This window comes from Streptomyces calvus, assembly GCF_006782915.1.
In the GTDB taxonomy this organism is placed as follows: Bacteria; Actinomycetota; Actinomycetes; order Streptomycetales; family Streptomycetaceae; genus Streptomyces; species Streptomyces calvus.
Map to the genome: position 1 here is coordinate 733205 of NZ_VCNP01000056.1, position 22809 is coordinate 756013.

Consider the following 22809-nt stretch of genomic DNA (forward strand, 5'->3'; position numbering starts at 1 on the left):
CGAGGGCATCAATGCTGCGTTCACCGTCGCGACTCGTCCGCGGGTGCGTCACCGCGGCGGCCGTGGGAGCACTCCTGGTCGGCTGCGGCACGTCGTCCGACGACGGACCCGCGAGCGACAAGGCCCGGCCCGCCCCGAAGACCGAGGTCACCGTCGAACCCATCAAGGCCACCACGGAGTTGACCGACACCGGCGGCACCAAGGTCACCCTGAAGAAGGAACCGGAGCGCATCGTCTGCCTGTTCGCGCTCTGCGACGACATCCTGACCGAACTGGGCATCGTCCCGACGGCCACGAACAGCGCCCTGCTCGCCCACCCCGACTTCCTGGGGGAGGAGAAGGCGAAGCAGGTGGACGTCGTCCCGGGCGGGTTCATCGCCCCGGAGGTGGAGGCGATCCTCTCCCACAAGCCCGACCTGGTGATCGGCCTCGGCGACACCCACGGCAAGCTCGCCCCGGCACTGAAGGACGCCACCACGTTCTGGGCGATGCAGCCGGAGACGTGGGAGGACAGCGTGGGCTACCTGCGCGACGTCGCCGCGCTCACCGGCCGCACCGCCGAGGGCGAGAAGGCCGAGCGGGCCTTCCGCACCAAGCTCGCCGCCGCCGAACAGGCCCCCAGCGACAAGACGGCCCTCGTCATCTACGGCAGCGACGAGAACTTCGGCGTCGCCACCCCGGAGGCCGACGCGACCGCCAGCCTGTTCCCGAAGATCGCCGACTACCCGTGGAAGTCCCGTGGTGTGGAAGGCAGTTACAGTCTCGAGGAGATCCTCGCCGCCGACGTCGACGTGCTGTTCGTCGAGACGATGAGCTTCGGCGACAGCGACGGCAAGCTCTCGGAGAAGCTGGCGGAGAACCCGCTGTGGAGCAAGATCCCGGCCGTGCGCAACGGCGACGTCCACGAGGTGAACTCCGAGGTGTGGGCCAAGGGCCGCGGCACCCGCTCGCTGGGCATCGTCCTCGACGAGGCCACGGCCGCGCTGCGGTGAGGACGGTCGAACCGGGCCCGGCGGCGGTGCGCGCTCGGCGGCCCGCGCTCCGCGTACCGGGACGGCAACCGCTCCTGGCCGTGGTCCTGTTGGCGCTCTCCTCGCTCTGCGCCCTGAGCCTCGGCACCCCGACCGTCCCGCCGCACCGCCTCGTCGGCGCGGTGCTGGAGGGCGACACCACGCTCGCGGGCATCGTCGTCAATGAACTCCGTGTCCCGAGGCTGGTGCTGGCGCTCGTAGCCGGTGCCTGCCTGGGCGCGGCCGGGCTCGTCCTCCAGGAGGCGTTGCGCAATCCCCTCGCCGTGCCGGAGATGCTGGGCGTGTCGTCCGGGGCGGCGCTCGGGGTGGCCGCGCCCCTGGTACTGGCGCTGTCCCTGCCGGCCGCCGTGCAGCCGCTGCTGGCCATCGGCGGGGCCGTCCTGGGCGGCGGGCTCACCCTGCTCGCCGCCGGGCTCGGCCGCAGCCCGTCCGCCGTGCTGCTGACCGGCGCGGCGGTCGCGGCCGCGCTGCAGGCCGCGCTGCTCGTCCTGATGGTGATGGCCGACCAGTTGGACCTCCAGCTGATCTACCGCTACCTGCTCGGCTCCCTCTCCGCGCGCACCTGGGACGACGTCACGGGTCTGTGGCCGTGGCTGCTCGTCGCCGTGCCCGCGCTGGTGCTGTGCGCGCCGGTGCTGTCGGTGATGCGGCTGGGCGACGAGGACGCCGAGGCGCTCGGGGTGCGCGCCCAGCGGGCACGGCTGGCCGCGCTCGCCATCGCCGTGGTGCTGATCGCGCCCGTGACCGCCGTGTGCGGGCCCGTCGCGTGGGTGGGCTTCCTCGCCCCGCACCTGGCCCGGTGGTTCAACCCCGGTGCCGACGCGGTGCGTTGGCTGTGCTGGTCCGCCGTGTGGGGTGCCGTCGTGGTGACTGCCGCCGATGTGCCGGCCCGGCTGGCGCTGGCGCCCGTGGAGACGCCGGTCGGCGCCTGGACGGCCCTGCTGGGCGTGCCGGCCGGGGTGGCCCTGATGCGGTCCCGCGGCCGCGGACGCGTACGGCGCGCCGCGGCGGCGTCCGGCACGAGCGGCACCGTCCCCGGGAACGCGAAGACGGTGCCCTCCGCGGGAGCGGACCGGGCCCTCGCCCCCGCGCACGACCCCAGGGGCGACGCCCCCGGGAACGCCCGGCCCGATCCGGGCGCGGTGAACGGAACGGAGGACGCACGGTGAAACGGCGTTTCGCGGTGACGGCGGCCCTGGCCGTCGTGTGCGCCGGAGTGGAGCTGGTGGCCGGGCGCGGCATGTCCCCGGGCGCCGTCTGGGACGTCCTGGGCGGCGGCGGAGACGCGACGGAACGGCACATCCTGCTCCAACTGCGCCTGCCCAGGATGCTCGTCGCCCTCGGCGCGGGCGCCAGCCTCGCCGTGGCGGGCCTGGTCCTGCAGTCCGCGCTGCGCAACCCCCTCGCCGGCCCCGAGGTGACGGGCGTGACACCCGGGGCGGTGCTCGGCGCCGTCACCGCGACGGCCCTGGGACTCGCCGGCTGGGACTCGCCGCTGGCCGTGGTGCTCGCCGCCTGCGTCGGCGGATGCGCGGGAGCGGCGCTGCTGTGGCTGCTCGCCGGCCGCGGCCGGGGCGACCCGGCGCAGACCGCCGTGCAGGGCGTCCTGGTCTCCGCGGTGCTGGGCGGCCTCACCGCCATGGTGCTGCTCGTGGAGCCGGGCGAACTGGGCAGTGTCGTCCAGTGGCTGGTGGGCACCACGGAGGGCCGGGTGTGGGAGCACTGGCACCTGCTGTGGCCGTGGGCGCTGGTCTGGGGGGCCGCGGCCTGGCTGCTGGCCGGGCCGCTGACGCTGCTGCGCTGCGGCGACGACATCGCCCTCACCGCGGGCCTCGCCGCCCGGCGCGCCCGCACCCTCGCCCTGCTGTGCGCGGTGGCGCTCACAGCGGGCGCGGTGGCCGCCGTCGGCGCGCTGGGCTTCGTGGGACTGCTCGTCCCGCACCTGGCCGTCGCCGTCCACGGCGCGGACCTGCGGGCCGGCCTTCCCGGCGCCGCACTGCTGGGCGCGGTCGTGGTGTGCGGGGCGGACGCGGCGGCGCAACTGTCCTCCCGGCTGCTCGCCGCGGGGCTGGACGCCGACCGGCTCACCCTGCCGGTCGGCGCGCTCACCGCCTGCCTCGGCGCCGCCCTGCTGCTGGTCGTCGTGCGCCGCACGCCGAGCCGTACGTTCTGAAGTCGACCTGAGGACAAGAGATGACCGAGTCCGTGGGGATCCACGTGGAGGGGGTCCACTTCGGCTACCCCGCACGACCCGTGCTGCGCGGCGTCGACCTGACCGTGCGGCCGGGCGAACTGACCGCCCTGATAGGCCTCAACGGCTGCGGCAAGTCGACCCTGCTGCGGCTCGCCGCCGGGCTGCTGCGGCCGGACGCGGGACGGGTGCTGCTCGGCGGGGACGACGTCACCCGCCTCTCCCGGCGCGCCACGGCCCGCAGAGTGGCGCTGCTGCACCAGTCGGCGCCCGCCGTACCCGGGATGACGGTGCGTCACCTGGTACGCCAGGGACGGTACGCGGCCCGGGGCCCGCTGGGCATGCTGCGCGAGGGCGACGATCCCGTCGTGCACCGGGCGCTGCGTGACGTCGGCGTGGAGGCGTGGGCCGACCGGGACGTCGACGCGCTGTCCGGCGGCGAGCGGCAACGCGTACGGCTCGCGATGGCGCTCGCCCAGGACACCGGCGTCCTGCTGCTCGACGAGCCGACCACCTACCTGGACCTGCACCACCAGCTCGACGTGCTGCAGACGGTGGTGCGGCTGCGGCAGGAGCGCGGGCTCACCGTGGTGATGGTGCTGCACGACCTGGCCCACGCCGCCCGGTTCGCCGAACGTGTCGTGGCCCTGCGCGACGGCCGTGTGGTGGCCGACGGCGCGCCGAAGGACGTGGTCACGCCGGGGCTGCTGGCGGACGTGCTCAGGGTGGCCGGGAGGGTCGGCCGGGACCCCGAGGGCGGCTGGCCGGTGTGTTATCCAGATCACCCCCTGCCAGACCTAGAATATGAAAATCAAATTCATTAAGGTCGTCACTGCGGCGTTCACCCGAGGGCCGCATCTCCCCGACGTACAAGGAGAGTTCATGGACAACGAGCAGGTCTTCGCGCCGATCGCCGACCCGGGCCAGCTGGCCCACGACTCCGCCTCCCACTCCAACGCGCTCGTCGAGAACCCCTTCGAGGACACCGAGGAGTAAGCGAGGGCTCACCCCCTCGACCGTGGGCCCGCCCGTTGCCTTCCGGGCGGGCCCACACCCTTCGACCCGCCCCACCCGTCAGGAGGATCACCGTGTCCCGCAGCCGGCTCGCACCCGGTGTCGAGATCGTCCCCGTGCCCGGGCGGGGCCTCGCCCTGCGCACCGCCGAGGGGGAGTTCCTCGGCGTCAGGACCAAAGACGCCGACGAGGACGCCCTGCTCGCCGTGCTCTCCGGCGCCGCACCGGCACCGGCGGACGGCGAACTCGGGCGCGTACTGGCCGCCTTCGAGGAGGCCGGCTACCTGACGGAGGAACCGCCGCGCCCCGAGTGGCCCGCCGCCCGCCGGCGCGTACGGCTGCTCGGCGACCGCGTCCTGACCGCCCCGCTCGCCGCACAACTCGCCGCCCTGGGCGCCGAACCGCACACCTCCGACGCGCAGCCGCGGCACCTCGACGACCTGCTGCGCGACGACCCGGCCGCCGTGGTGTGGTGCCTCGACGGGCCCGTGCCGGACGGGCTGTGGGACGCCGCCGACCGGCTGCCCGGCCACGGCGTCGCCTGGCTGCGCTGCCACCGGGAGGGCCGGCAGGCGTACGTGGAGCCGCCGGCCGTCGCGCCCGGGGACGTCACCTCCGCCCACGTCCGCGCCCGGCGCCTCGCCGCCACCCCGGCCCACCGCGAACTGGCCGCCTACTGGGCCGGACCCCGCACGACCGGCGCACCGTCCGGCGCGACCGGGCCCGCCGCCGCACTGATCGCCGCGCTGCTCGCCGACGACCTGAGCCGGTGGGCCACCGACGCCCCGGACACCACCGGCCTTCCCGCCCGCCGCCGGCTGCGCCGCGTCGACCTCGGCACGCTGACCGTCACCGAACACCCCGTGCTGCCCGTGCCCGACGTCGCCCCGATGCCGAAGAAGAACGGATGACGCCGCTCGCCGCGACGGTCGAGGGTCTCGCCACGGACGTCCGACTCCCTGACGGCGACGGCCCGTTCCCCACCGTCCTCCTCCGCACCCCCTACGACCGCGCACGCCACCGGGACGAGGCGCGCGGCTGGGCCCGCCGCGGCTTCGCCGCCGTCGTCCAGGACGTCCGTGGCCGCTTCGGGTCGCCGGGGGAGTGGCGGCCGTACCGCGACGAGGCCGCCGACGGAGCGGCCACGGCCCGCTGGATCCGCAGCCGGCCCTGGAGCGACGGACGGCTGGTCGCCGCCGGCGCCTCCTACGGCGCCCACTGCGCCCTCGTCCTCGCCCTGGACGCACCCGACGACGCCCGGCCCGACGCCGTCCTCGCCGCCGTACCGGCCCTCGGCGCCGCGGAGACGGCGCGCGAACCCTCCGGCGTGGAACGGCTGTTCACCCGCGCCGGCTGGTGGGCCGCCCACGGCGACCGGCCCGACTCGGACGACACCGCCCTGACCAGGGCCCTCACCGCCGACCCCGGACTGCTCACCCACCTGCCGCTGACCGACCTGCCCCGGCGGCTCGGCCGCGCACTGCCCTCCTGGCCCGGGCTGTGGCGGCACCGCGACCGCGGCCGCCTCGTCGCGCGGGCGGCGCACGCCGTGGTGCCGCTGCTCGCGGTGGGCGGCCACCACGACCACTTCACCGACGACACCGTCGACCTGTGGCACGCCTGGGGCGGACCCTCGGCACGACTGCTGCTCGGCCCCTGGGGCCACGGCCTGACCGGCGCGCCCGGACCCGGCGCGGGCCCCGCCCACCGTCCCGCCCTCGGCGAGCTGTACGTGAACTGGGCCCGCCGCGCCCTCACCGGCCGCCTCGCGCCCGGGCACCACGGCGCGCTGGCACTCGGCGACGCCGACCTGTGGCTGCCCGCACGCTCCCGCACCGCACCGCTCACCCTGCGGCCGCGGCCCGTGCACGGCACCGTCTTCACCGCCGACCCCGGCCGTCCCGCCCGCTCGGACGACCTCACCGTCCCCGCCGGGGACCCGCCCGACCGGTGCCTGCTCGCCACCGAGCCCCTGCCGCGCCCGCTCGACCTGCTCGGACCCGCGCGGGTACGGCTGCGGGCCGCCGCCGACACCCCGTCCGCCGACTGGGCCGCCCGGCTCGTCGCCCTGGACCCCGCGGGGACGGCGGAACGGCTCGCCGTCGGCGTCGTCCGGCGCGCCGAACCGGCCGGCCGGGAGACCGCGTTCACGGTGGAGCTCGGCCGGCTCGCGCGCCGGCTCCGGCAGGGCACCCGGCTCCGCCTGGAGATCGCCGGGCACCACTTCCCGGCCCACGCCCGCAACCCCCACACCGGCGCCGACCCGATGACGGCGGACCGGCTGCTCGCCTCCCGGCGGACGGTCGACCCGGCCGGCGTGGCACTGACGCTGCACGTGCTCACGTCCCCGCCCACCCCCACCGAGCCCGCCGAGGAGATCCTGCGATGACGGCGCTGCCGCTGCAATCCCTGGTCGACCCGCTGTGCGGCATCGTCCGCAAGGTCAAGCCCGTCGAACACCCCGAGGGCGCACCGCCCCGCTACACCGCGCTCACCGCCGAGATCTCCGACGCCCGCAGGCTCGGCCTGTGGCCCGCCGACCGGGTCTCCCTCGGCACCACCTTCGGCGACCCCGACCAGGCCCGCGTCGCGGCGATAGCCGAGGGCATCGAACGCTACTGCGGCAACCGCGTGCCGCCCGCCGGCCACCCGGACGCCCCGCTGCGCGCCACCGCCGCCGAACTGGCGGACAAGGGGCTGCGGTTGTACGGGCCCGGCGACCTGCCCGCCTACGCGCCGTGGCAGTACGCCCGCGAGAAGTTCCCCTACCGGCCCCTCACCGCCGACACCCCGGCCCTGTGGACGCGCGGCGCGGAGCGGCTGCCGGACGGCGGAACCGCCGAGGTGTGGGCGCCCGTCGCCCTCACCCACCTCAACTGGCGCCAGGGCGAGCTGCGTTCGCTGCCCCGCACCCATCACCTCAACTACGCCGGCATCGCCACCGGACAGGGACTCGACGACGCCGTCGAACGCGGCCTGCTGGAGATCGTCGAACGCGACGCGCTGGAACTGTGGTGGCACCTCGACGGCCCGGCCCGCGGCATCGACCCGGACACCGTGCCCGGACTCGCCGACGACCTCGCCGGATCCGCCCTCGACGTCCACCTGGTCGAGATGCCCTCGGAGTTCGCCCCCTGCATGGCGGCCCTCGTGCACGACCGGCGGCTCGGCCTGTACGCCGCCGGCTTCGCCTGCAAGTACGACCCCGCCGAGGCCGCCCGCAAGGCGGTGCTGGAGGCCGTCCACACCTGGGTCTTCACCCAGGGGCTGACCGGCCCGGACGGGTGGGTGTTCCAGGCCGTCGAGGCCGGACTGCTCGCCCGCGGCCTCTACCTCGACCACCGCGCCGACCGCCGCTACCTCGACGTGTGCGGCGAACAGTTCGAGCACGTCCGCGACCTCGGCGCGCACGTCCAGGTCTGGCTGGACGAGCGGATGGCCACCGAGGCGCGCCGCTTCACCGCGCCCGCGCTCGGCACCGTCCCCCTCGACGCCGTCGAACCCGGCAGCCGGGAACGACTGGAACGCGCCCTGCACCAAGGCGGCCACCGCGTCATGACGTTCGACCTCACCACGGAGGACGTGGCCGAGACACCCCTGCGCGTCGCCCGCGTCCTCGTCTCCGGCCTGCTGCCCAACGCCCCCGCCGCCTTCGGCTACTTCGGCTGCCCCCGCCTCGCCGACGCCGCCGTACGGCGCGGCTGGCGCACCACCCCGCCCGGCGCGCCGGAGGACTTCACCCTGGCACCTCCGCCGCACATGTGAGGCCGCCGCAGTGGAACACACCCGCGGCGAGGGCCTCTCGACCCTCGCCGCCGCTCTCGCCCACGCCCGCTCCGCGCGGCGTCCCGGCCCCGACACGCCCGCCGGGCCCGCCGTGCGGGCCTGGCCGGGCCCGCCCCGGCCGCTCCCGCAGGCCGCCCCCGGCCGGCTCGACCTGCGGACGCTGCTGCGGCTGTCCCTGGCGGCGGCCGACGGCACCGGCCGTCTGCGGCCCGCACCGTCCGCGGGCGCGCTGCACCCGGTGGACACCGAACTCGTCGTGGGCGACGGCTGCTCCCTGCCGCCGGGCCGCTACGGCTACGACCCGCTGCGCCACCGCGTCCACCGGCTCGGCCGGCAACCCGGCGGCACACCGCCGGGCGTGACCGCGGAACTCTCCGTCACCGCGCGCCGCACCGCCTCCCACTACGGCCACCGCGCCCTGCCCCTGCTGCTCCTGGACACCGGGCACGCCGCCGCGGCCCTGTACCTCGCGGCCCACGCACTGGGCTCGACGGCGGCCGAGGTCCGGCTGGACGGCCGCACCGAGCGTCCGCTCGCCGCCGTGCACATTCCGCCGCCCACCGGCCGCCCCGCGGCGGCACGGCCCGACACCGTGCCGACAGCTTGCGGGCCCGTACCGGAAGGGCCGCCGGCCCCCCTGCCCGGTGACGTGCCGGGCGGCGGCACCCGGTCACCGTCGGCCGAGCCGCCCGGTCCGCTCCCGTTCGGTCCGCTCCCTCCCGGTGAGCCGCCGGAAGGCCGCGGCACCCGCTCACCGTCGGAAAGCACGGCCCCGTCCTGGCGGCCGCCGTGCCCGCACGCCGTCCCCCCACCCGGTGAGCCGACGCCCCACCACGGCGTGCCGGGCCTGCCGGCCCGCCCGCCCTCGCCCGCCGAGCTGCTGTCCCGCCGCAGTGACCCCCCGCCCCTGCACGGAACGCCGCCCGCGCACGCGCTGTCCGCGGTGCTCGCCGCCGCGGGGCGGGCGGGGGCCGGGGAGCTGGGCTGGTGCGCCGCCGTCGGCGAACCGCTGCCGGGCCTGGTCGAGACGGCCGGTGACGGCACGTCGCTCGGGCGGCGGGCAACGGGCGAGGCCCGGCCGACGCTCGCCGCCTGGGCCGCCGGGCAGGCGTGGATCGCGGACGCGGGCGCGGTGCTCCTCGCCCACGGCTGCCCGACGGACGCCGACGCGGACCTCGTCCGCCGCACCCACCTGCGGGCCGGCTTCGCCGTCCACCTGGCCCACCTCACCGCCCGCCGCCACGGCCTGACCGCCCGGCCCGTCGGCTCCTGGCAGCAGGCGGACCTCGGCGCCGCCCTCGGCGCCCCACCCGGCCGGGACTGGGTCGTCCACGGACTGGCCCTCGGCACCCGCCACGCCGACGAGGAGAACACCACATGATCGTCCATCCCGAACTGCGCCGCGCCGCCTCCCGGCACGCCCGGCGCCCCCTGCTCACCGCCACCCTCCTGCAAGGCGCCTGCACCCTGAGCCACCTGGCGCAGGCCGCGCTGCTGGCCGTCGCCCTCGCCCGCCTGGCCCGCGGCGACACCGGCGGGCTGCCGTGGCTGCTCGCCGCCGTGCTCGCCGTCGTCGCCGCCCGCGCCGCGCTCACCACCTGGCAGCGGCGCACCGCCACCCGGGCCGGTGCCCGGGTCAGGGTGGCCCTGCGGGACGAACTCGTCGCCCACCTCGGCCGGCTGGGCCCCGCCCACCTGACCACCGCCCGCGCCGGAGCCGTCCGCACCACCCTCGTCGACGGCGTGGAGGGCGTCGACGCCTACGTCTCCCGCTACCTGCCGCAGCTCCTGATCACCCTGACCGTGCCGCCCCTGGTCCTGGCCGGCCTGGCCGCGGTCGAACCGGCGGCCCTGCTCGGCCTGGTCCCCGCCCTGCTGCTGGCGCTCGCCGGGCCGCGCGCCTGGGACCGGCTCCTCGCCGAACGCGGCAAGGAACACTGGGACACCTACGAGGCGCTGGGCGCCGACTACCTGGAGGCGCTCCAGGGCATGCCCGCCCTGCGCGCCGCCGGCGCGGTCGGCCGCACCCGGGAACGCCTGGAGCGGCGCTCGGCGGCCCTGCACCGGGCGACCGTCGCCAAACTGCGGGTGTCGCTGGTCGACACCGGCATCACCGACCTCGCCGTCCAGGGCGGCACCGCGGCCGCAGCGCTCCTCGCCTGCTGGTCGGCCGTCACCGGATCCACCACCGCCACCGGCACCTACCTGGTGCTGCTGCTGGCCTCCGAGTGCTTCCGCCCGGTCCGCGACCTGGCCCGCGAGTGGCACGCCGGCTACCTGGGGGCGTCGGCCGCCGACGGGATCGCGGCCCTGCGCACCGCCGAACCCGCCGTCCCCGACCCGGCCGGCGCACCGGCCCGCTGGACGCACCCGCCCGAAGTGCGCTTCGAGGACGTGCGGTTCACCTACGACGGCGCCGGCACGCCCGCGCTGCACGGCGTCACCTTCACCGCCGAGGCGGGACGCACCACCGCGATCGTCGGCCCGTCCGGCGCGGGCAAGTCCACCCTCCTCGCCCTGCTGCTGCGCCACCACGACCCGCAGGAGGGCGCCGTCACCCTCGACGGCCGCCCCACGACCGCCTACGCCCTCGACTCGCTGCGCCGGGGCATCGCCGTCGTGTCGCAGGAGACGTACCTCTTCCACGCCAGCGTCGCCGACAACCTGCGCCTGGCCCGCCCCGACGCCACCGACGACGAACTGACCCGCGCGGCCCGCACCGCCGGCATCCACGACGAGATCGCCGCGCTGCCCGACGGCTACGCCACCGTCGTCGGCGAACGCGGCGCCACCCTGTCCGGCGGGCAGCGCCAGCGGCTCGCCCTCGCCCGCGCCCTGCTGGCGGACGCTCCGGTGCTCGTCCTCGACGAGGCGACCAGCGCGGTCGACGAACGCCGCGAGGCGGACATCGTCCGCGAACTGCTGGGCGCCGCCGGCGGGCGGACCGTCCTGGTCGTCGCCCACCGGCTCGCCGCCGTCCGGCACGCCGACCGCATCGTCGTACTGGACGCCGGACGTGTCGACGCCGTCGGCGACCACACCGCCCTGGCCGACGCCGGAGGCGTCTACGCGCGGCTCGTCGCGGCCGGCCACACCCACCCGGGAGGACTCGCCGCATGACCGGCACCGACGCCGCAGAAGCCGCCGCGCCCGCCAGGGGCTCGCTGCGCGCCCTGCTCCCCGCGCTCACCGCGCACCGCGCCATGACGGCCCGCACCTGCGCCGCCGCACTCCTCGAACAGGGCTCCCTGGTCGCGCTGGTGACGCTCGCCGCGCACACCGTGGGCACCGCCGTCATCGAGGACCGCGCCCCCTCGGCCGCCACCGTCACCGCGCTCGTCGCCCTCGTCGTCGTACGCGCCCTGATGACCTGGCGCGAGATGGACCTCTCGCACGACCTGGCCTACCGGGTCCTCGCCGCGCTGCGGGTGCGGGTCTTCGACGGGCTCGCCCGCAGCGCGCCCGCCCGGGTCGCCGGCCGGCGCAGCGGCGACCTCGCCGCCACCGCCATGGCCGACGTGGAGGCGCTGGAGTTCTTCTACGCCCACACCACCGCCCAACTCCTCGCCGCGGGAACGGTCTTCACCGGCGGCTCCGTGGTGCTGGCCGTGGTGGAACCGTGGCTGACGGCCGCCGTGCTGCCGGTCGCGGCGCTGCTGGCCGCCGCCCCGTTCGCCGACGCCCGCCCGCGCGCCGAACGCGGCAGCCGCACCCGGACGGCCACCGCGAAGCTGTCGGCCGACACCGTGGAGACCGTCGACGGGCTGCGCGAACTGCTCGCCTTCGGCGGCCTGCCCGAACGACGCCGGCGGCTGGCCGAACGGGGACGGCAGGTGGGCGCCGCCCAGCGCGCCGAGGCCACCTGGGAGGCGGCCGCCGCCGCGGTCCGCGACCTCCTCATCGTGGTCGCGGTCCTCGGCGTGGTGGCCGCGGTGGCGCACTCCCTGACCGCCGGACGCCTGCACGGAGCCTGGGCCCCGGCGGCGATGGCCCTGGCCCTCGCGATCCTCGGCCCGGTCGCGGAGTCGGCCAGGTCGCTCAGCCAGGCCGTCGCCCTGCGCGCGGCCGCCGCCCGCGTCGACGCGGCCGTCCGGGCCCCCGCGCTCGCCCCGCCGCCCACCGCCCCGCGCCCCCTGCCGCCCGGCCCGCTGGGCGTCCGGCTGCACCGGGTGCGCTTCGACTACGGCGGCGGCCCCGTGCTGGACGGCGTCGACCTGACCGTCCCGGCCGGACAGACCCTCGCACTCGTGGGCGCCTCCGGGGCCGGCAAGTCGACCTGCGCCCACCTGCTGGCCCGCTTCTGGGACCCGTCCGAGGGCGCGGTCCAGCTGCTGCCCGCCGAGGGCGGTCCCGTCGACGTGCGCGAGGTGGACGACGGCGAACTCCGGCGCGCGCTCGCGCTGGTGGGCCAGGACACCCCGCTGTTCCACGGCACCCTCGCCGAGAACCTGCGGCTCGCGGCCCCCGACGCGGACGACACCGCGCTCGCCGCCGCGGCCCGGCGGTGCGGTGTCGACCGGATCGCGCCGATGGACACGCAGGTCGGCGAACGCGGCGCCACCCTCTCCGGCGGCCAGCGCGCCCGCATCGCCCTCGCCCGCGCCCTCCTGGCCCGGCCGCGGATCCTCGTCCTGGACGAGTCCACCGCCCACCTGGACAACGCCGGTGACGCCGAACTCGCCGCCGCGCTCCAGGACGAGGACCGCACCACGATCGTCATCGCGCACCGCCGGGCCACCGTCCGCCGCGCCGACCGCATCGCCGTCCTGGAGGCCGGCCGCGTCACGGAGGTGGGCACCTGGGAGGAGCTGACCGCCGACCCCGCGAGCGCGCTCCACCGCGTCCTGGCCGCCACACCGGCCGAACACTGAACTCCCTTCCCGCGACCGCCCGTCGAGGCTTAGCGACGCGTGTAGTTGGAAACGACTACCCCCGAACCGCCGTCGCCCCGACGGACGGACGACACGGGAGGGGTCTCATGTGGACGTGCCCTTGTATCTGAGGCCGCGCGTGGATCCGCCGCTCGCCTCGCTGCTGAGGGCCCAAACGTTCCTGCACTCACTCGTCGACGCCCTCGGATCGCCGCTCAACGTGCTGCTGCCCGAGGTCGTCGCCGAGAACGCCGCACGGTTCCGCGCCGTCTACCGCCGCCACCACCTCTCGGGGCGCGTATACTTCGCCCACAAGGCGAACCGGTCCAGCGCCCTGGTGCGGCGGCTGGCGGCCGAGGACGCCGCCGTGGGCGTGGACGTCGCCTCGCTCGCGGAACTGCGGCACGCGCTCGGCTGCGGCGTCACCGGCGACCGCATCATGGCCACCGGCCCCAAGGACGCCGAGTTCCTGTGGCTGGCGGCGCGGGTGGGCGCCACGGTGAACCTGGACTCACCGGGCGAACTGGAGCACCTGGCGGACCTGGTGCGCCGGCACGGACTCGGCCGGGTCGCCGTCCTGGCCCGCCTGTCCGGCTTCGAGTCGGCCGCCGGGCGCGGCGCCACCGGCACCCGGCTGCTGTCGCGGCGCAGCCGCTTCGGCACCCCGCTCGGCGAGGCGCGGGAGCTGCTGTCGGCGCTCGAACGGCACGCGGACGCCGTCGACCTCACCGGCGTCGCCTACCACCTCGACACCACCGGCGTGGAGGAGAAGGCCCGGGCACTGGAGCAGTGCGTGCTGTTCATGGACGAGTGCCGGGAGCGCCAACTGGCGCCGCGGGCCGTCGACATCGGCGGCGGATTCGGCGTCGGCTACGTCGCCGACGCCGAGGAGTGGGAACGCTGGACCACCGCGCTCAGCGAGGCGGTGCTCGGCGTCCGCCCGCCCCTGACCTGGCGCGGCCACGGCTACGGGCTGCGCAACGAGGGCGGCACGGTACGCGGCACCGCCGCCCTGTATCCGGCGCACCGCCCCACCGCCGGCCCCGGCTACCTCGACGAACTGCTCTCGCTGCCCGCGCCGGTCCTCGGTCGTCCCGCGGCCACCCTGCTGCTGGAACACCTCCACGACCTGCACATCGAGCCCGGCCGCGCCCTGGTCGACCAGTGCGGGCTGACCCTGGCCCGGGTGCTGGACGTGCGTCCCGCGGGCGAGGGATCCGGCCACCACCTGGTGCGCCTCGGCATGAACGCGGGCGACATGAGCCTGGAGGAACACGGCGTCCTCGTCGACCCGGTGCTGCTGCCGCGCGGCGGCCCGGCCGAGGACGAGGACGCGCACGAACCGGTCGGCGTCTACCTCGCCGGCAACCTGTGCCTGGAGGCCGATCTGATCACCCGACGCCTGGTCCACCTGCCCCGGCTGCCCCGCGCGGGCGACGTGCTGGCCTTCGCCAACACCGCCGGGTACGCGATGGACTTCCACGCGCACCACGCGCAGCGGCAGCCGCTCGCGCGGACCGTCGCGGTGGAGCCGGACGGCGACTCCTGGCGCTGGTGCCCGGACGAGGACTACTGGCCGCTCACACACCCGGGGGGAACGACCGCATGAGGTACGACAGCATCACCGAGGCCATCGGGAACACACCGCTGGTCCGCATCGACCCGGCCGTGCACGGGCTGCGCAACATCGACCTCTACGCGAAGCTGGAGATGCTCAACCCGTTCGGGTCGGTCAAGGACCGGCCCGCCTGGCACATGGCCCGGCCCCACCTGGAGGCGGCGGCCGACGGCGACGGCACGGTCGTCGAACTCTCCAGCGGCAACACGGCCAAGGCCCTCGCGCTGCTCGCGGGCATGCACGGGCTGAAGTTCAAGAGCGTCACCAACCGGATGCGGGTACCGGAGATCAAGGAGCTGCTGCTGCTCCTCGGCGCCGAGATCGAGGAACTGCCCGGCCGCAGCGAGTGCCTCGACCCGACCGACACGGACGATCCGCTGACCCACTTCCACCGGGCGCTCTCCGACCCGGCGAGCACGTACCTCCACACCGACCAGTACTTCAACCCGCGCAACACCGAGGCGCACGCGGCCGGCACCGGACCGGAGATCGTGAAGGACCTGGACGGGCGGGTGCCGGACTGGTTCATCGCCTGTGTGGGCACGGCGGGTTCGTCCACCGGCGTCGCGCGCGTGCTGCGCGAACACGATCCCGGCGTGCGGGTCCTCGGCCTCGTCGCCCACAAGTCCGACTTCATCCCCGGCATCCGCACCATCGACGAGGTCCACCAGGTCGGCCTGTTCGACCCGGGGACGTACGACACCATCGAGTCGGTGACCTCCGGCGAGGCCATCGACGGGATGGTCACCCTCATCCGCCGCTGCGGACTGCTGTCGGGCCCGACCGGAGGCGCCGCCTACCAGGGCGCCGTACGTCATCTGCGGGACGCCGACGCCGAGTTGGACGGCACGGGGGAGCGCCGTACGGCGGTGTTCATCGTGTGCGACCGGGCCGAGAGCTACCTCAGCTACGTGCGCCGGCGCCGCCCGGAACTCCTCGGCCGGGCCGACCGCGGCAACTCCGCCGCCTCCCTCACCGACGCCGAGGCACGGGCCGAGGCGCGTGCGGTCGACGTCGGCGAGGCCCGCCGCTGGACGGCGGAGGGCGACCCGCGCCCGCTCGTCGTGGACCTGCGCAGCCCGCACGCCTACGCGGCCCTGCACATCGAGGGCTCGGTCAACATCGTCGACGAGGTGTTCGACGAGCTGGTCCGGGGCGGCCTGCCGTTCAGCAAGCGCACCCCGGTGCTGCTGGCCTGCCCCGTCGGTGAGAAGTCCCTGCGCTACGCCGCGCTGCTGACCCGGATGGGCCACCCCGACGTGCGCAGCCTGGCCGGCGGCATCGTCGCCTGGCGGGACGCGGGCGCGCCGCTGGTGCGCGAATGAGCGCCGTGGACCCGCTCCCCGGGACGGAGCACGACGAGGAGACGCGCTGGCAGCGGCAGCTGCGGGAGCAGTTCCCGATCGTCGCGGAGCATCCGGAGTCGGCGTACCTCGACAGCGCGGCGACCTCGCAGAAGCCGCGGGCGGTCCTGGACGCCGTCCAGCACTACCTCACCACGTCGAACGCCAACGCGGGCCGGGGCACCTACCCGTGGGCCAACCGGACCACGGAACTGGTCGAGGAGACCCGGCAGCGGGTCAAACGGTTCCTGCACGACCCGCAACCCGACACCTCCGGCGTGCACTTCACCAGCGGCACCACCGAGGGCCTGCGCACCGTCGCCCGTGACTGGCTCGTCCCGTACCTCACCGACGGCGACGAGATCCTGGTGCCGCACGCCGACCACCGGGCCAACCTCGACCCCTGGCTCGAGGCGCGGCTGCTGCTGGCCGAGCGCGGCGTCGACATCCGCGTGCGGGCCCTGCCGTACCAGGAGGTCTCCGGCGACTACGACCACCGCGCCCTCGACGGGGTGGTGGGGCCGCGCACGCGTTTCGTGGCCGCCACGCACGTCCACCACGTCTACGGCGGCGACATGAACGTGCACCGCATCCGCGCGGCGGTCGGCCCCGACGTGCCGATCTGCCTGGACGCCGCGCAGAGCGTCGGCCACCTGCCCGTCGACGTCGCACAACTCGACGTGGACTTCGTGGTGTTCTCCGGGCACAAGGCGATGGCCCTGCCGGGGACCGGAGCGGTGTGGGCGCGCAACGGGCGGGGGCCGGTGTTCCGGCCGGGCGGCTGGCAGGGCACGCCCAACACGGCGGGCATCGTCTCGCTGAGGGCCGCGCTCGACTGGCTGGACGCCGCCGGACCGGACCGGATCGCGCGCTGGACCACGGCGCTCACCGGCCGGCTGACCGACCGGCTGCGGCACCTCGACCCGTACGAGATCCTCGGCTGTCCCGCCAGCCTGGCCGCCGACTCCGCGCTGCCCGCGGCCCAGCGCCGGCACGGCATCGTCACGTTCCGGCACCGTGACATCCCTTCGGACGACCTGGGGTTCATCCTCTACAGCCACGGCTTCATGGTGCGTGCCGACAGCCTCTGCCAGGCCGGGACCGGCGAGAAGGACGGATCGGTGCGGGTCAGCCTGCACGTGTACAACACCGTGGAGGAGGTCGACCGGTTGCTGGGCGTACTCGAGTCACTGACCTGAGAGGCAACTGATAACCGTTTCCACCTGTAGATTCGGAGGTGACCGGGAAAGACGAGGACGGCAGACGGGAGAGGTGCGCGAGCGATGGGCGTGAGCATGGAGACGGCCGAAGCGTGGGTGGCGCGCTGGGAGCGGCAGCAGCAGCGGTACGCGGTGGACCGCGAGGAGCGGTTCACGGTCATCACGGACGTCGTGGAGCACGCCACCGCCGGCCGGTCCCGGCCGCTCCTGCTCGACCTCGGCTGCGGCCCCGGCTCCCTGTCCGCCCGGCTCGCCGCCCGGCTTCCGGACGCGGAGATCGTCGCCGTCGACATGGATCCGCTGCTGCTGGAACTGGGCCGCACCCACCACGCCGACACCGCCCGCTACGTCGACGCGGTGATCGGCGCGGACGGCTGGACCGACACCCTCGGCCTGGACCGCCCCCTGGACGCCGCCGTCTCGACGACGGCCCTGCACTACCTCCCCGAGCCGGTGCTGCTGGACACCTACCGCCGTCTGGCGGCCCTGCTGCGCCCCGGCGGAGTCCTCGTCAACGGCGACCACTTCCCGCCCCGGGAGGCGCCGTGCGCGCGGCTCACCGCGTACGTGGGGCGCCGCCGCGCCGAGCGGACGGGCGGCCACGCCCACGAGGACTGGCGGTCCTGGTGGGCGGCGGCGGCCCGGGACCCGGAGCTGGCCGACCTGTTCGCGGAGCGGGAGCGCCGCCTGGCCGCCCTGGGAGGCGGCGGGGGCGACGAGGAGCTGGCGGCGTGCCGCCATGCCGAGCTGCTGCGGCAGGCCGGCTTCCGCCACGTCACGCCCGTCTGGCAGTTCGGTGACAGCGCCGTCCTGGTGGCGGTCAAGGAGGACGGCGGCGCCTGAGGGCGGGCGGGCCGGCTACAGCTCCAGGCTCATGAGGATCTCGTCGCGGTCGTCCCCGGGCGCCACCCGCAGCGCGCCGGGCCACCTGCCGACCTCTCTCCAGCCGGCCCTGCGGTAGAAGGCGTCCAGGCCCAGGCCGTCCCGCGCGGTCAGCTGCAGCCGCTCCAGGCCCATCTCCTCCCGCGCGATTCGCGCGGCCCGCCGCATCAGCGCGGTGCCGACGCCCAGACCCCGGAAGCCCACATGGGTCTGCACGTGGTTCACCACACCGCAGTGCGCCACGAGCGGGTGCTGTTCGCGGCGCAGCAGCAGCCAGCCCGCGAGCGAGCCGCCCACGGTCGCCCGCAGGAGTCTGAGGCGCTGCGGGGAGAGCTGCGCCGCGATCCGTTCCATCGCCGGTTCGAGCGTCGCCGGGGTCACCGGGGGCAGCGGGCAGTCCATCGGGACGACGGCCCCGCCGGCGTTGATGACGCCGGCCCAGCAGTCGGTCAGCTCCCGGCGGATCGCGGCGGTGGCGTCCTCGGTCCGGGTGAGCTGCGTGATGGCGGGCGCGTGCACTGTCTCATGCGTGGTCACGTCCGGCAGCTTGCCATCCGCGCGGCCGGACGGTCGCCGCGGACCGCGCTCCGCGTGCGCGGGAACGGGCCCCGTTCTACGGTGAATCGGTAACGCGGCAGTGGCCGTCGGACGGGCGGCCGCCCGTCCCCACCGCACCGGGAGTACGCCATGACGTCCGCCACCGAGCACCGTACCCATGAGGGGCACGACCACCAGCACCACGAAGGCTGCGGACATGTGGCCGTCCCTCACGGCGACCATGTCGACTACGTGCACGACGGCCACATCCACCGTGCTCACGACGGTCACGTGGACGAGTGCACCACCGACGGTCACGCGCCGCACGCGGGCCATGACCACCGCCACCAGGAGGGCTGCGGACATGTGGCCGTGCCCCATGGCGACCATGTCGACTACGTGCACGACGGCCATCGGCATGCCGCCCACGAGGACCACTGGGACGACCACTGACCCACGCGGCCCCGCCGTCGCCTCCGCACCCCGCGCCCGCCGTGACGAACCCGGCGGGCGCGGTGCCGTCCGCTCCCACGCGTCACCGGAGGCGCCGGGCCACCGCGGCCCGCGGTGGCCGCGCGCACCACGGGGCGTGGACCGGGATCATCCCGCGGAGGGAGTGCGGCGGCGTGCGGGTGGACCGGCCGCCGGGCGGGACATCGGCGGTCGGCACCGTTCGCACAGGCCCGTCAGTTCGACGGTGTGGTCGACCGCGTGGAACCCGATGTCCCGCGCGATCCTCGCCACCCACCGCTCGACCTCGTCCGAGTCGACCGCCAGGCTGAGGCCGCATTCCCGGCAGACGGCGTAGTGCCGGTGACCGTCGTCCGGCCTGGGCCGGTACAGACGTTCACCGGCACTGTCCCGCACCACGTCGACGTGGCCGGAGGCCGCCAGCAGGCGCAGGGTGCGGTAGACGGTGGTCAGGCCCACCGTCACGCCGTCCGCCGCCAGCGCGGCGTGCAGCGACTGGGCCGAGACGAAGGTGTCGTGGAGGTGCAGGGCCCGCAGGACGGCGGCCCGTTGCCGGGTCGCGCGCCACTCGGCCCGGGTCCTCTCGTGCATGAGTGTGCCTCCTGTCGCCCGGTGGACCGTCATGGGGACAGCCCTCAGGGGACTGGTGCCGGGCTCCGGTGGTCGTGCTCGAGGTCGCAGGCCTCACCGGTGTCCCAGGCGGGGAAGGGATCGTCGGCCGGGACCGGCTCGCCGTCGGCCATCAGGCAGCGCGACAGGGCCTCGCGCAGGCTCGCCGCGCGCAGTCCGACACCGATGAACACGAGTTCCTGGGCGTGCGGCGCGTCGGTGTCCCGCACGCCGGACGGCTCGAACCGGCCGACGGAACCGGCCTGCGACCACAGGCCCGTCACTCCCGCGCGTCCGGCCAGCGTGAAGAACCCCTTGGAGCGCAGCACCCGTCCGTGCCGCCCGCTGTCCAGCTCCCCGGTGACGAAGTCCCACAGCCGCCCGGGATGGAACGCGGCGGGGGAGCGGAACACCAGCGAGGAGATGCCGTACTCCTCGGTCTCCGGGACGTGGTCGCCGTTCAGCTCCCGCACCCAGCCCGGCGCCTGCTGCGCGCGTTCCAGGTCGAACCGTCCGGTGGCCAGGACGTCCCGTGCCGGGACGCGGCCCCGCACCGCCGGGACCAGACGGGCCGCCGGGTTCAGACGGGTGAGCACTCCGCGCAGCCGGTCGGCCTCGGCGTCGCCGACCAGGTCCAGCTTGTTGAGCACCAGGACGTCGGCGAACTCGACCTGGTCGACCAGCAGGTCGCTGACGGTCCGTTCGTCGTCCTCGTACGGGGCCAGGCCGCGTTCGGCGAGGTCGTCGCCGGTGCCCAGTTCGGTGAGGAAGTTCGCGGCGTCGACCACGGTGACCATGGTGTCGAGGCGGGCCACGTCACCGAGGACGGCCCCGTCGTCGCGGGCGAACGCGAACGTCGCGGCGACCGGCATCGGCTCCGAGATGCCACTGGACTCGATGAGCAGGTAGTCGAACCGGCCCTCCAGGGCCAGGCGTTCGACCTCCTCCAGCAGATCGTCCCGCAGCGTGCAGCAGATGCAGCCGTTGGTCATCTCCACCAGGCGCTCCTCGGTGCGGGAGAGGGCGGCCTCGCCCCCGCGCACCAGGGCGGCGTCGATGTTGACCTCGCTCATGTCGTTGACGATCACCGCGACGCGCAGCCCTTCGCGGTTGGCGAGGACGTGGTTGAGCAGGGTGGTCTTGCCGGCGCCGAGGAAGCCCGACAGCACGGTGACGGGCAGCCGCTCGGAGAGCATCCGCGTCAGTCCTCGGGGCGCAGCAGGCCGCGCTGGTAGGCGCGCACGAGGTGCTGCGGGACGCGGTGGGTCACGCCGTCCACGGTGACCGGGACCAGGTTCGGTGTGTTCGCCTTCCACTGCGCGCGGCGGTGGCGGGTGTTGCTGCGGGACATCTTGCGCTTGGGTACGGCCATGGCGGTTTCCTTCCGGGAAGGGTGAACGGTCGGGGTGGGGCGTACGGCCGGTGAGGGCCGGGAGAGCCCGTGCGGGAACGCGGCCGGGTGCCGCACGGGTGCGGGCCTCGCGTCCGTCCGGCCAGCATAAGACAACGGTTTTCATTTGCGGTAGCCGGGCGGGTGCGGGCCGTGGCGTTGGCGCGCGGGTCGTGACCGGATCCGGCCCCCGGGCCGGCCGCCCGGTCGTCCTCAGGCGGGCTGCCAGAGCTGGGAGAGCGCCTCGGTGGTGATGACCTGTTCGGGACGGCCCCGGCCGGCCAGTCGTCCGTCGCGGAGCAGGAGGCAGGAGTCCGCCGAGCGCGCCGCCTCCAGGTCGTGGGTGGCCTGGACGACGGTCACGCCGTCGGCCACCAGTTCCGTCAGCAGGGCCGCGATCTGCTCGCGCGCCTCGGGGTCGAGTCCGGTCGTCGGCTCGTCCAGGAGCAGCAGGTCCGACTGCTGGGTGAGGCCCTGGGCGATCAGTGCCCGCTGCCGCTGTCCGCCCGACAGCTCGCCGAGCTGACGTGCGGCGAGGTGGTCGATGCCCAGCCGCTCCAGGGCCGTCTCCACGAGCGTGTGGTCCCGGCGGGTCAGCCGGCGCCATGGTCCGCGGTCGCCCCAGCGTCCCATCTCCACCGCCTGCCGGACCGTCAGCGGCAGCGCGTCTGCGACGGCGCCGCGCTGCGGGGCGAACGCGGGCGGCCGGTCGCCGGTGTGGTGGACCTCGCCCGCTGTGGGGCGGATCACGCCGGCCAGCACGCCGAGCAGGGTGGACTTCCCGCTTCCGTTCGCGCCGACGAGAGCGGTGACCGCCAACGCCGGTATTTCCGCGTCGAGTTGACGCAGGACCGGGCGGCCCGGATAGCCGGCGGACAGTCCGGTGAAACGGACACGGGCGGTCCGGTCCTCCGCGGGGGCGGGGGAGGGGTGCGGTTTTTTGAACATGGTTTTCATTGTAGTGTGCTCGCATGGAGTGGTTGACGGGCCCTTTCGAGGTGACCTTCGTGCAAAGGGCCCTGTGGGGCGGAATGTTGGTGTCGGCGATCTGCGCCCTGGCCGGAACCTGGGTGGTGCTCCGAGGGATGGCCTTCCTCGGCGACGCCATGTCCCACGGACTGCTGCCGGGTGTCGCGCTCGCCGCGCTGTTCGGCGGCAACCTGCTGGTGGGGGCGCTGCTGAGCGCGGCCGTCATGACCGCGGGCGTCACCGCCCTCGGCCGGACCCCGAGGCTGTCCCAGGACACCGGCATCGGCCTGCTGTTCGTGGGAATGCTGTCGCTGGGCGTGATCATCGTGTCGCGTTCGCAGTCCTTCGCGGTCGACCTGACCGGCTTCCTCTTCGGCGACGTCCTCGCCGTCCGCGAACAGGACCTGGTGCTGCTGGCCGGGGCGCTGGTGCTGGCCCTCGCCGTCTCGGTCCTCGGCCACCGGGCCTTCCTCGCCCTCGCGTTCGACCCGCGCAAGGCCGGCACCCTCGGCCTGCGGCCCCGCCTCGCACACGCCGTCCTGCTCGGCCTGCTCGCGCTGGCCATCGTCGCCTCCTTCCACATCGTGGGCACCCTGCTCGTCCTGGGCCTGCTCATCGCGCCGCCCGCCGCCGCGCTGCCCTGGGCGCGCAGCGTGCGGGGCGTGATGGTCCTCGCGGCGGTGCTGGGCGTCGTCGCCACCTTCGGCGGCCTGCTGCTGTCCTGGCACCTGGGCACCGCCGCCGGCGCGACGGTCTCGGCCCTCGCCGTGGTCCTGTTCTTCCTCTCCCACCTGGCATCCGGACTGCGCCACCGCCGCGCGCGCCCCGGCGGCGCTCCCGCCGCGGCAACCGACTGAACGAAATCCGAGGCGATCGT

Annotated in this window: 22 protein-coding genes; 17 read left to right on the forward strand and 5 right to left on the reverse strand. The window is 75.5% G+C overall.

Features of this window, described 5'->3' with window-relative positions; genetic code table 11:
- Positions 1-11: 11 nt before the first annotated feature.
- The 15 genes from FGW31_RS31590 to FGW31_RS31655 all read left to right on the forward strand — a co-directional run bounded on the left by FGW31_RS31590 (position 12) and on the right by FGW31_RS31655 (position 17917).
- Positions 12-992: an ABC transporter substrate-binding protein gene (locus FGW31_RS31590; protein WP_142196963.1), complete on the forward strand. Its 981-nt coding sequence runs from the start codon at positions 12-14 to the stop codon at positions 990-992.
- An 89-nt stretch (positions 993-1081) separates the two neighbouring features.
- Positions 1082-2200 (forward strand): FecCD family ABC transporter permease, encoded by a 1119-nt coding sequence (locus FGW31_RS31595; RefSeq protein WP_233452615.1) that lies wholly within the window; start codon positions 1082-1084, stop codon positions 2198-2200.
- Positions 2197-3204 carry a FecCD family ABC transporter permease gene (locus tag FGW31_RS31600; protein WP_142196964.1) on the forward strand — a complete coding sequence of 336 codons (1008 nt, stop codon included), beginning with the start codon at positions 2197-2199 and terminating at the stop codon, positions 3202-3204. The genes FGW31_RS31595 and FGW31_RS31600 overlap by 4 nt, the downstream gene beginning before the upstream one ends.
- Before the next feature lie 20 nt (positions 3205-3224).
- Positions 3225-4046 carry an ABC transporter ATP-binding protein gene (locus FGW31_RS31605; protein ID WP_142196965.1) on the forward strand — a complete coding sequence of 274 codons (822 nt, stop codon included), beginning with the start codon at positions 3225-3227 and terminating at the stop codon, positions 4044-4046.
- A gap of 58 nt (positions 4047-4104) precedes the next feature.
- Complete coding sequence (amiA, locus tag FGW31_RS36020) at positions 4105-4218, forward strand: streptamidine family RiPP (RefSeq protein WP_241270818.1); 114 nt, start codon at positions 4105-4107, stop codon at positions 4216-4218.
- A 92-nt stretch (positions 4219-4310) separates the two neighbouring features.
- Positions 4311-5147: a hypothetical protein gene (locus FGW31_RS31610; protein WP_142196966.1), complete on the forward strand. Its 837-nt coding sequence runs from the start codon at positions 4311-4313 to the stop codon at positions 5145-5147.
- Entirely contained in the window at positions 5144-6625 is a 1482-nt protein-coding gene (locus tag FGW31_RS31615; protein WP_142196967.1) for a CocE/NonD family hydrolase, read from the forward strand. Before FGW31_RS31610 ends, FGW31_RS31615 begins: the two co-directional genes overlap by 4 nt.
- Entirely contained in the window at positions 6622-8001 is a 1380-nt protein-coding gene (locus FGW31_RS31620) for a YcaO-like family protein (protein WP_142196968.1), read from the forward strand. Before FGW31_RS31615 ends, FGW31_RS31620 begins: the two co-directional genes overlap by 4 nt.
- 10 nt (positions 8002-8011) lie before the next feature.
- Positions 8012-9403, forward strand: a complete 1392-nt coding sequence (locus FGW31_RS31625; protein ID WP_142196969.1) for a nitroreductase family protein — start codon at positions 8012-8014, stop codon at positions 9401-9403.
- Complete coding sequence (locus FGW31_RS31630) at positions 9400-11142, forward strand: ABC transporter ATP-binding protein/permease (protein WP_142196970.1); 1743 nt, start codon at positions 9400-9402, stop codon at positions 11140-11142. Before FGW31_RS31625 ends, FGW31_RS31630 begins: the two co-directional genes overlap by 4 nt.
- Positions 11139-12893 (forward strand): ABC transporter ATP-binding protein, encoded by a 1755-nt coding sequence (locus FGW31_RS31635; RefSeq protein WP_142196971.1) that lies wholly within the window; start codon positions 11139-11141, stop codon positions 12891-12893. The genes FGW31_RS31630 and FGW31_RS31635 overlap by 4 nt, the downstream gene beginning before the upstream one ends.
- 109 nt (positions 12894-13002) lie before the next feature.
- Positions 13003-14502: a Y4yA family PLP-dependent enzyme gene (locus FGW31_RS31640; protein ID WP_233452602.1), complete on the forward strand. Its 1500-nt coding sequence runs from the start codon at positions 13003-13005 to the stop codon at positions 14500-14502.
- Positions 14499-15836, forward strand: a complete 1338-nt coding sequence (locus FGW31_RS31645; protein ID WP_142196972.1) for a pyridoxal-phosphate dependent enzyme — start codon at positions 14499-14501, stop codon at positions 15834-15836. Before FGW31_RS31640 ends, FGW31_RS31645 begins: the two co-directional genes overlap by 4 nt.
- Positions 15833-17053 carry an aminotransferase class V-fold PLP-dependent enzyme gene (locus tag FGW31_RS31650; RefSeq protein WP_142196973.1) on the forward strand — a complete coding sequence of 407 codons (1221 nt, stop codon included), beginning with the start codon at positions 15833-15835 and terminating at the stop codon, positions 17051-17053. Before FGW31_RS31645 ends, FGW31_RS31650 begins: the two co-directional genes overlap by 4 nt.
- Positions 17054-17137: 84 nt before the next feature.
- Positions 17138-17917, forward strand: coding sequence for a class I SAM-dependent methyltransferase (locus tag FGW31_RS31655; RefSeq protein WP_142196974.1), 780 nt, complete (start codon positions 17138-17140; stop codon positions 17915-17917).
- A 15-nt stretch (positions 17918-17932) separates the two neighbouring features.
- On the opposite strand, the gene FGW31_RS31660 is transcribed toward FGW31_RS31655, so the two are convergent.
- Positions 17933-18493 (reverse strand): GNAT family N-acetyltransferase, encoded by a 561-nt coding sequence (locus tag FGW31_RS31660; RefSeq protein WP_233288741.1) that lies wholly within the window; start codon positions 18491-18493, stop codon positions 17933-17935.
- 150 nt (positions 18494-18643) lie between these two features.
- Between FGW31_RS31660 and FGW31_RS31665 the strand changes: the two genes are divergently transcribed.
- A complete protein-coding gene (locus FGW31_RS31665; protein WP_142196976.1) occupies positions 18644-18946 on the forward strand; it encodes a hypothetical protein in 303 nt (100 codons plus the stop codon).
- A 147-nt stretch (positions 18947-19093) separates the two neighbouring features.
- Here the strand turns inward: FGW31_RS31665 and FGW31_RS31670 are convergent, their stop codons facing one another.
- The 4 genes from FGW31_RS31670 to aztA form a co-directional block, all read right to left on the reverse strand.
- Complete coding sequence (locus FGW31_RS31670; protein ID WP_142196977.1) at positions 19094-19555, reverse strand: Fur family transcriptional regulator; 462 nt, start codon at positions 19553-19555, stop codon at positions 19094-19096.
- 44 nt (positions 19556-19599) lie between these two features.
- Entirely contained in the window at positions 19600-20769 is a 1170-nt protein-coding gene (locus FGW31_RS31675) for a GTP-binding protein (RefSeq protein WP_142196978.1), read from the reverse strand.
- A gap of 5 nt (positions 20770-20774) precedes the next feature.
- Positions 20775-20945 (reverse strand): 50S ribosomal protein L32, encoded by a 171-nt coding sequence (gene rpmF, locus FGW31_RS31680; protein WP_142196979.1) that lies wholly within the window; start codon positions 20943-20945, stop codon positions 20775-20777.
- A 231-nt stretch (positions 20946-21176) separates the two neighbouring features.
- Entirely contained in the window at positions 21177-21920 is a 744-nt protein-coding gene (aztA, locus tag FGW31_RS31685) for a zinc ABC transporter ATP-binding protein AztA (RefSeq protein WP_142196980.1), read from the reverse strand.
- Positions 21921-21934: 14 nt separating this feature from the next.
- On the opposite strand from aztA, the gene aztB reads away from it, so the two are divergent.
- Positions 21935-22789 carry a zinc ABC transporter permease AztB gene (gene aztB / locus FGW31_RS31690; protein ID WP_142196981.1) on the forward strand — a complete coding sequence of 285 codons (855 nt, stop codon included), beginning with the start codon at positions 21935-21937 and terminating at the stop codon, positions 22787-22789.
- Positions 22790-22809 lie beyond the last annotated feature (20 nt).

Coding starts and splice junctions, on each gene's coding strand:
- FGW31_RS31635 (WP_142196971.1), top strand. CDS start 11,139: ATGACCGGCACCGACGCCGCAGAAGCCGCCGCGCCCGCCAGGGGCTCG.
- rpmF (WP_142196979.1), bottom strand. CDS start 20,945: ATGGCCGTACCCAAGCGCAAGATGTCCCGCAGCAACACCCGCCACCGC.
- amiA (WP_241270818.1), top strand. CDS start 4,105: ATGGACAACGAGCAGGTCTTCGCGCCGATCGCCGACCCGGGCCAGCTG.
- FGW31_RS31590 (WP_142196963.1), top strand. CDS start 12: ATGCTGCGTTCACCGTCGCGACTCGTCCGCGGGTGCGTCACCGCGGCG.
- FGW31_RS31605 (WP_142196965.1), top strand. CDS start 3,225: ATGACCGAGTCCGTGGGGATCCACGTGGAGGGGGTCCACTTCGGCTAC.
- FGW31_RS31650 (WP_142196973.1), top strand. CDS start 15,833: ATGAGCGCCGTGGACCCGCTCCCCGGGACGGAGCACGACGAGGAGACG.
- FGW31_RS31655 (WP_142196974.1), top strand. CDS start 17,138: ATGGGCGTGAGCATGGAGACGGCCGAAGCGTGGGTGGCGCGCTGGGAG.
- FGW31_RS31620 (WP_142196968.1), top strand. CDS start 6,622: ATGACGGCGCTGCCGCTGCAATCCCTGGTCGACCCGCTGTGCGGCATC.
- FGW31_RS31665 (WP_142196976.1), top strand. CDS start 18,644: ATGACGTCCGCCACCGAGCACCGTACCCATGAGGGGCACGACCACCAG.
- FGW31_RS31645 (WP_142196972.1), top strand. CDS start 14,499: ATGAGGTACGACAGCATCACCGAGGCCATCGGGAACACACCGCTGGTC.
- FGW31_RS31670 (WP_142196977.1), bottom strand. CDS start 19,555: ATGCACGAGAGGACCCGGGCCGAGTGGCGCGCGACCCGGCAACGGGCC.
- aztB (WP_142196981.1), top strand. CDS start 21,935: ATGGAGTGGTTGACGGGCCCTTTCGAGGTGACCTTCGTGCAAAGGGCC.
- FGW31_RS31615 (WP_142196967.1), top strand. CDS start 5,144: ATGACGCCGCTCGCCGCGACGGTCGAGGGTCTCGCCACGGACGTCCGA.
- FGW31_RS31630 (WP_142196970.1), top strand. CDS start 9,400: ATGATCGTCCATCCCGAACTGCGCCGCGCCGCCTCCCGGCACGCCCGG.
- FGW31_RS31675 (WP_142196978.1), bottom strand. CDS start 20,769: ATGCTCTCCGAGCGGCTGCCCGTCACCGTGCTGTCGGGCTTCCTCGGC.
- aztA (WP_142196980.1), bottom strand. CDS start 21,920: ATGAAAACCATGTTCAAAAAACCGCACCCCTCCCCCGCCCCCGCGGAG.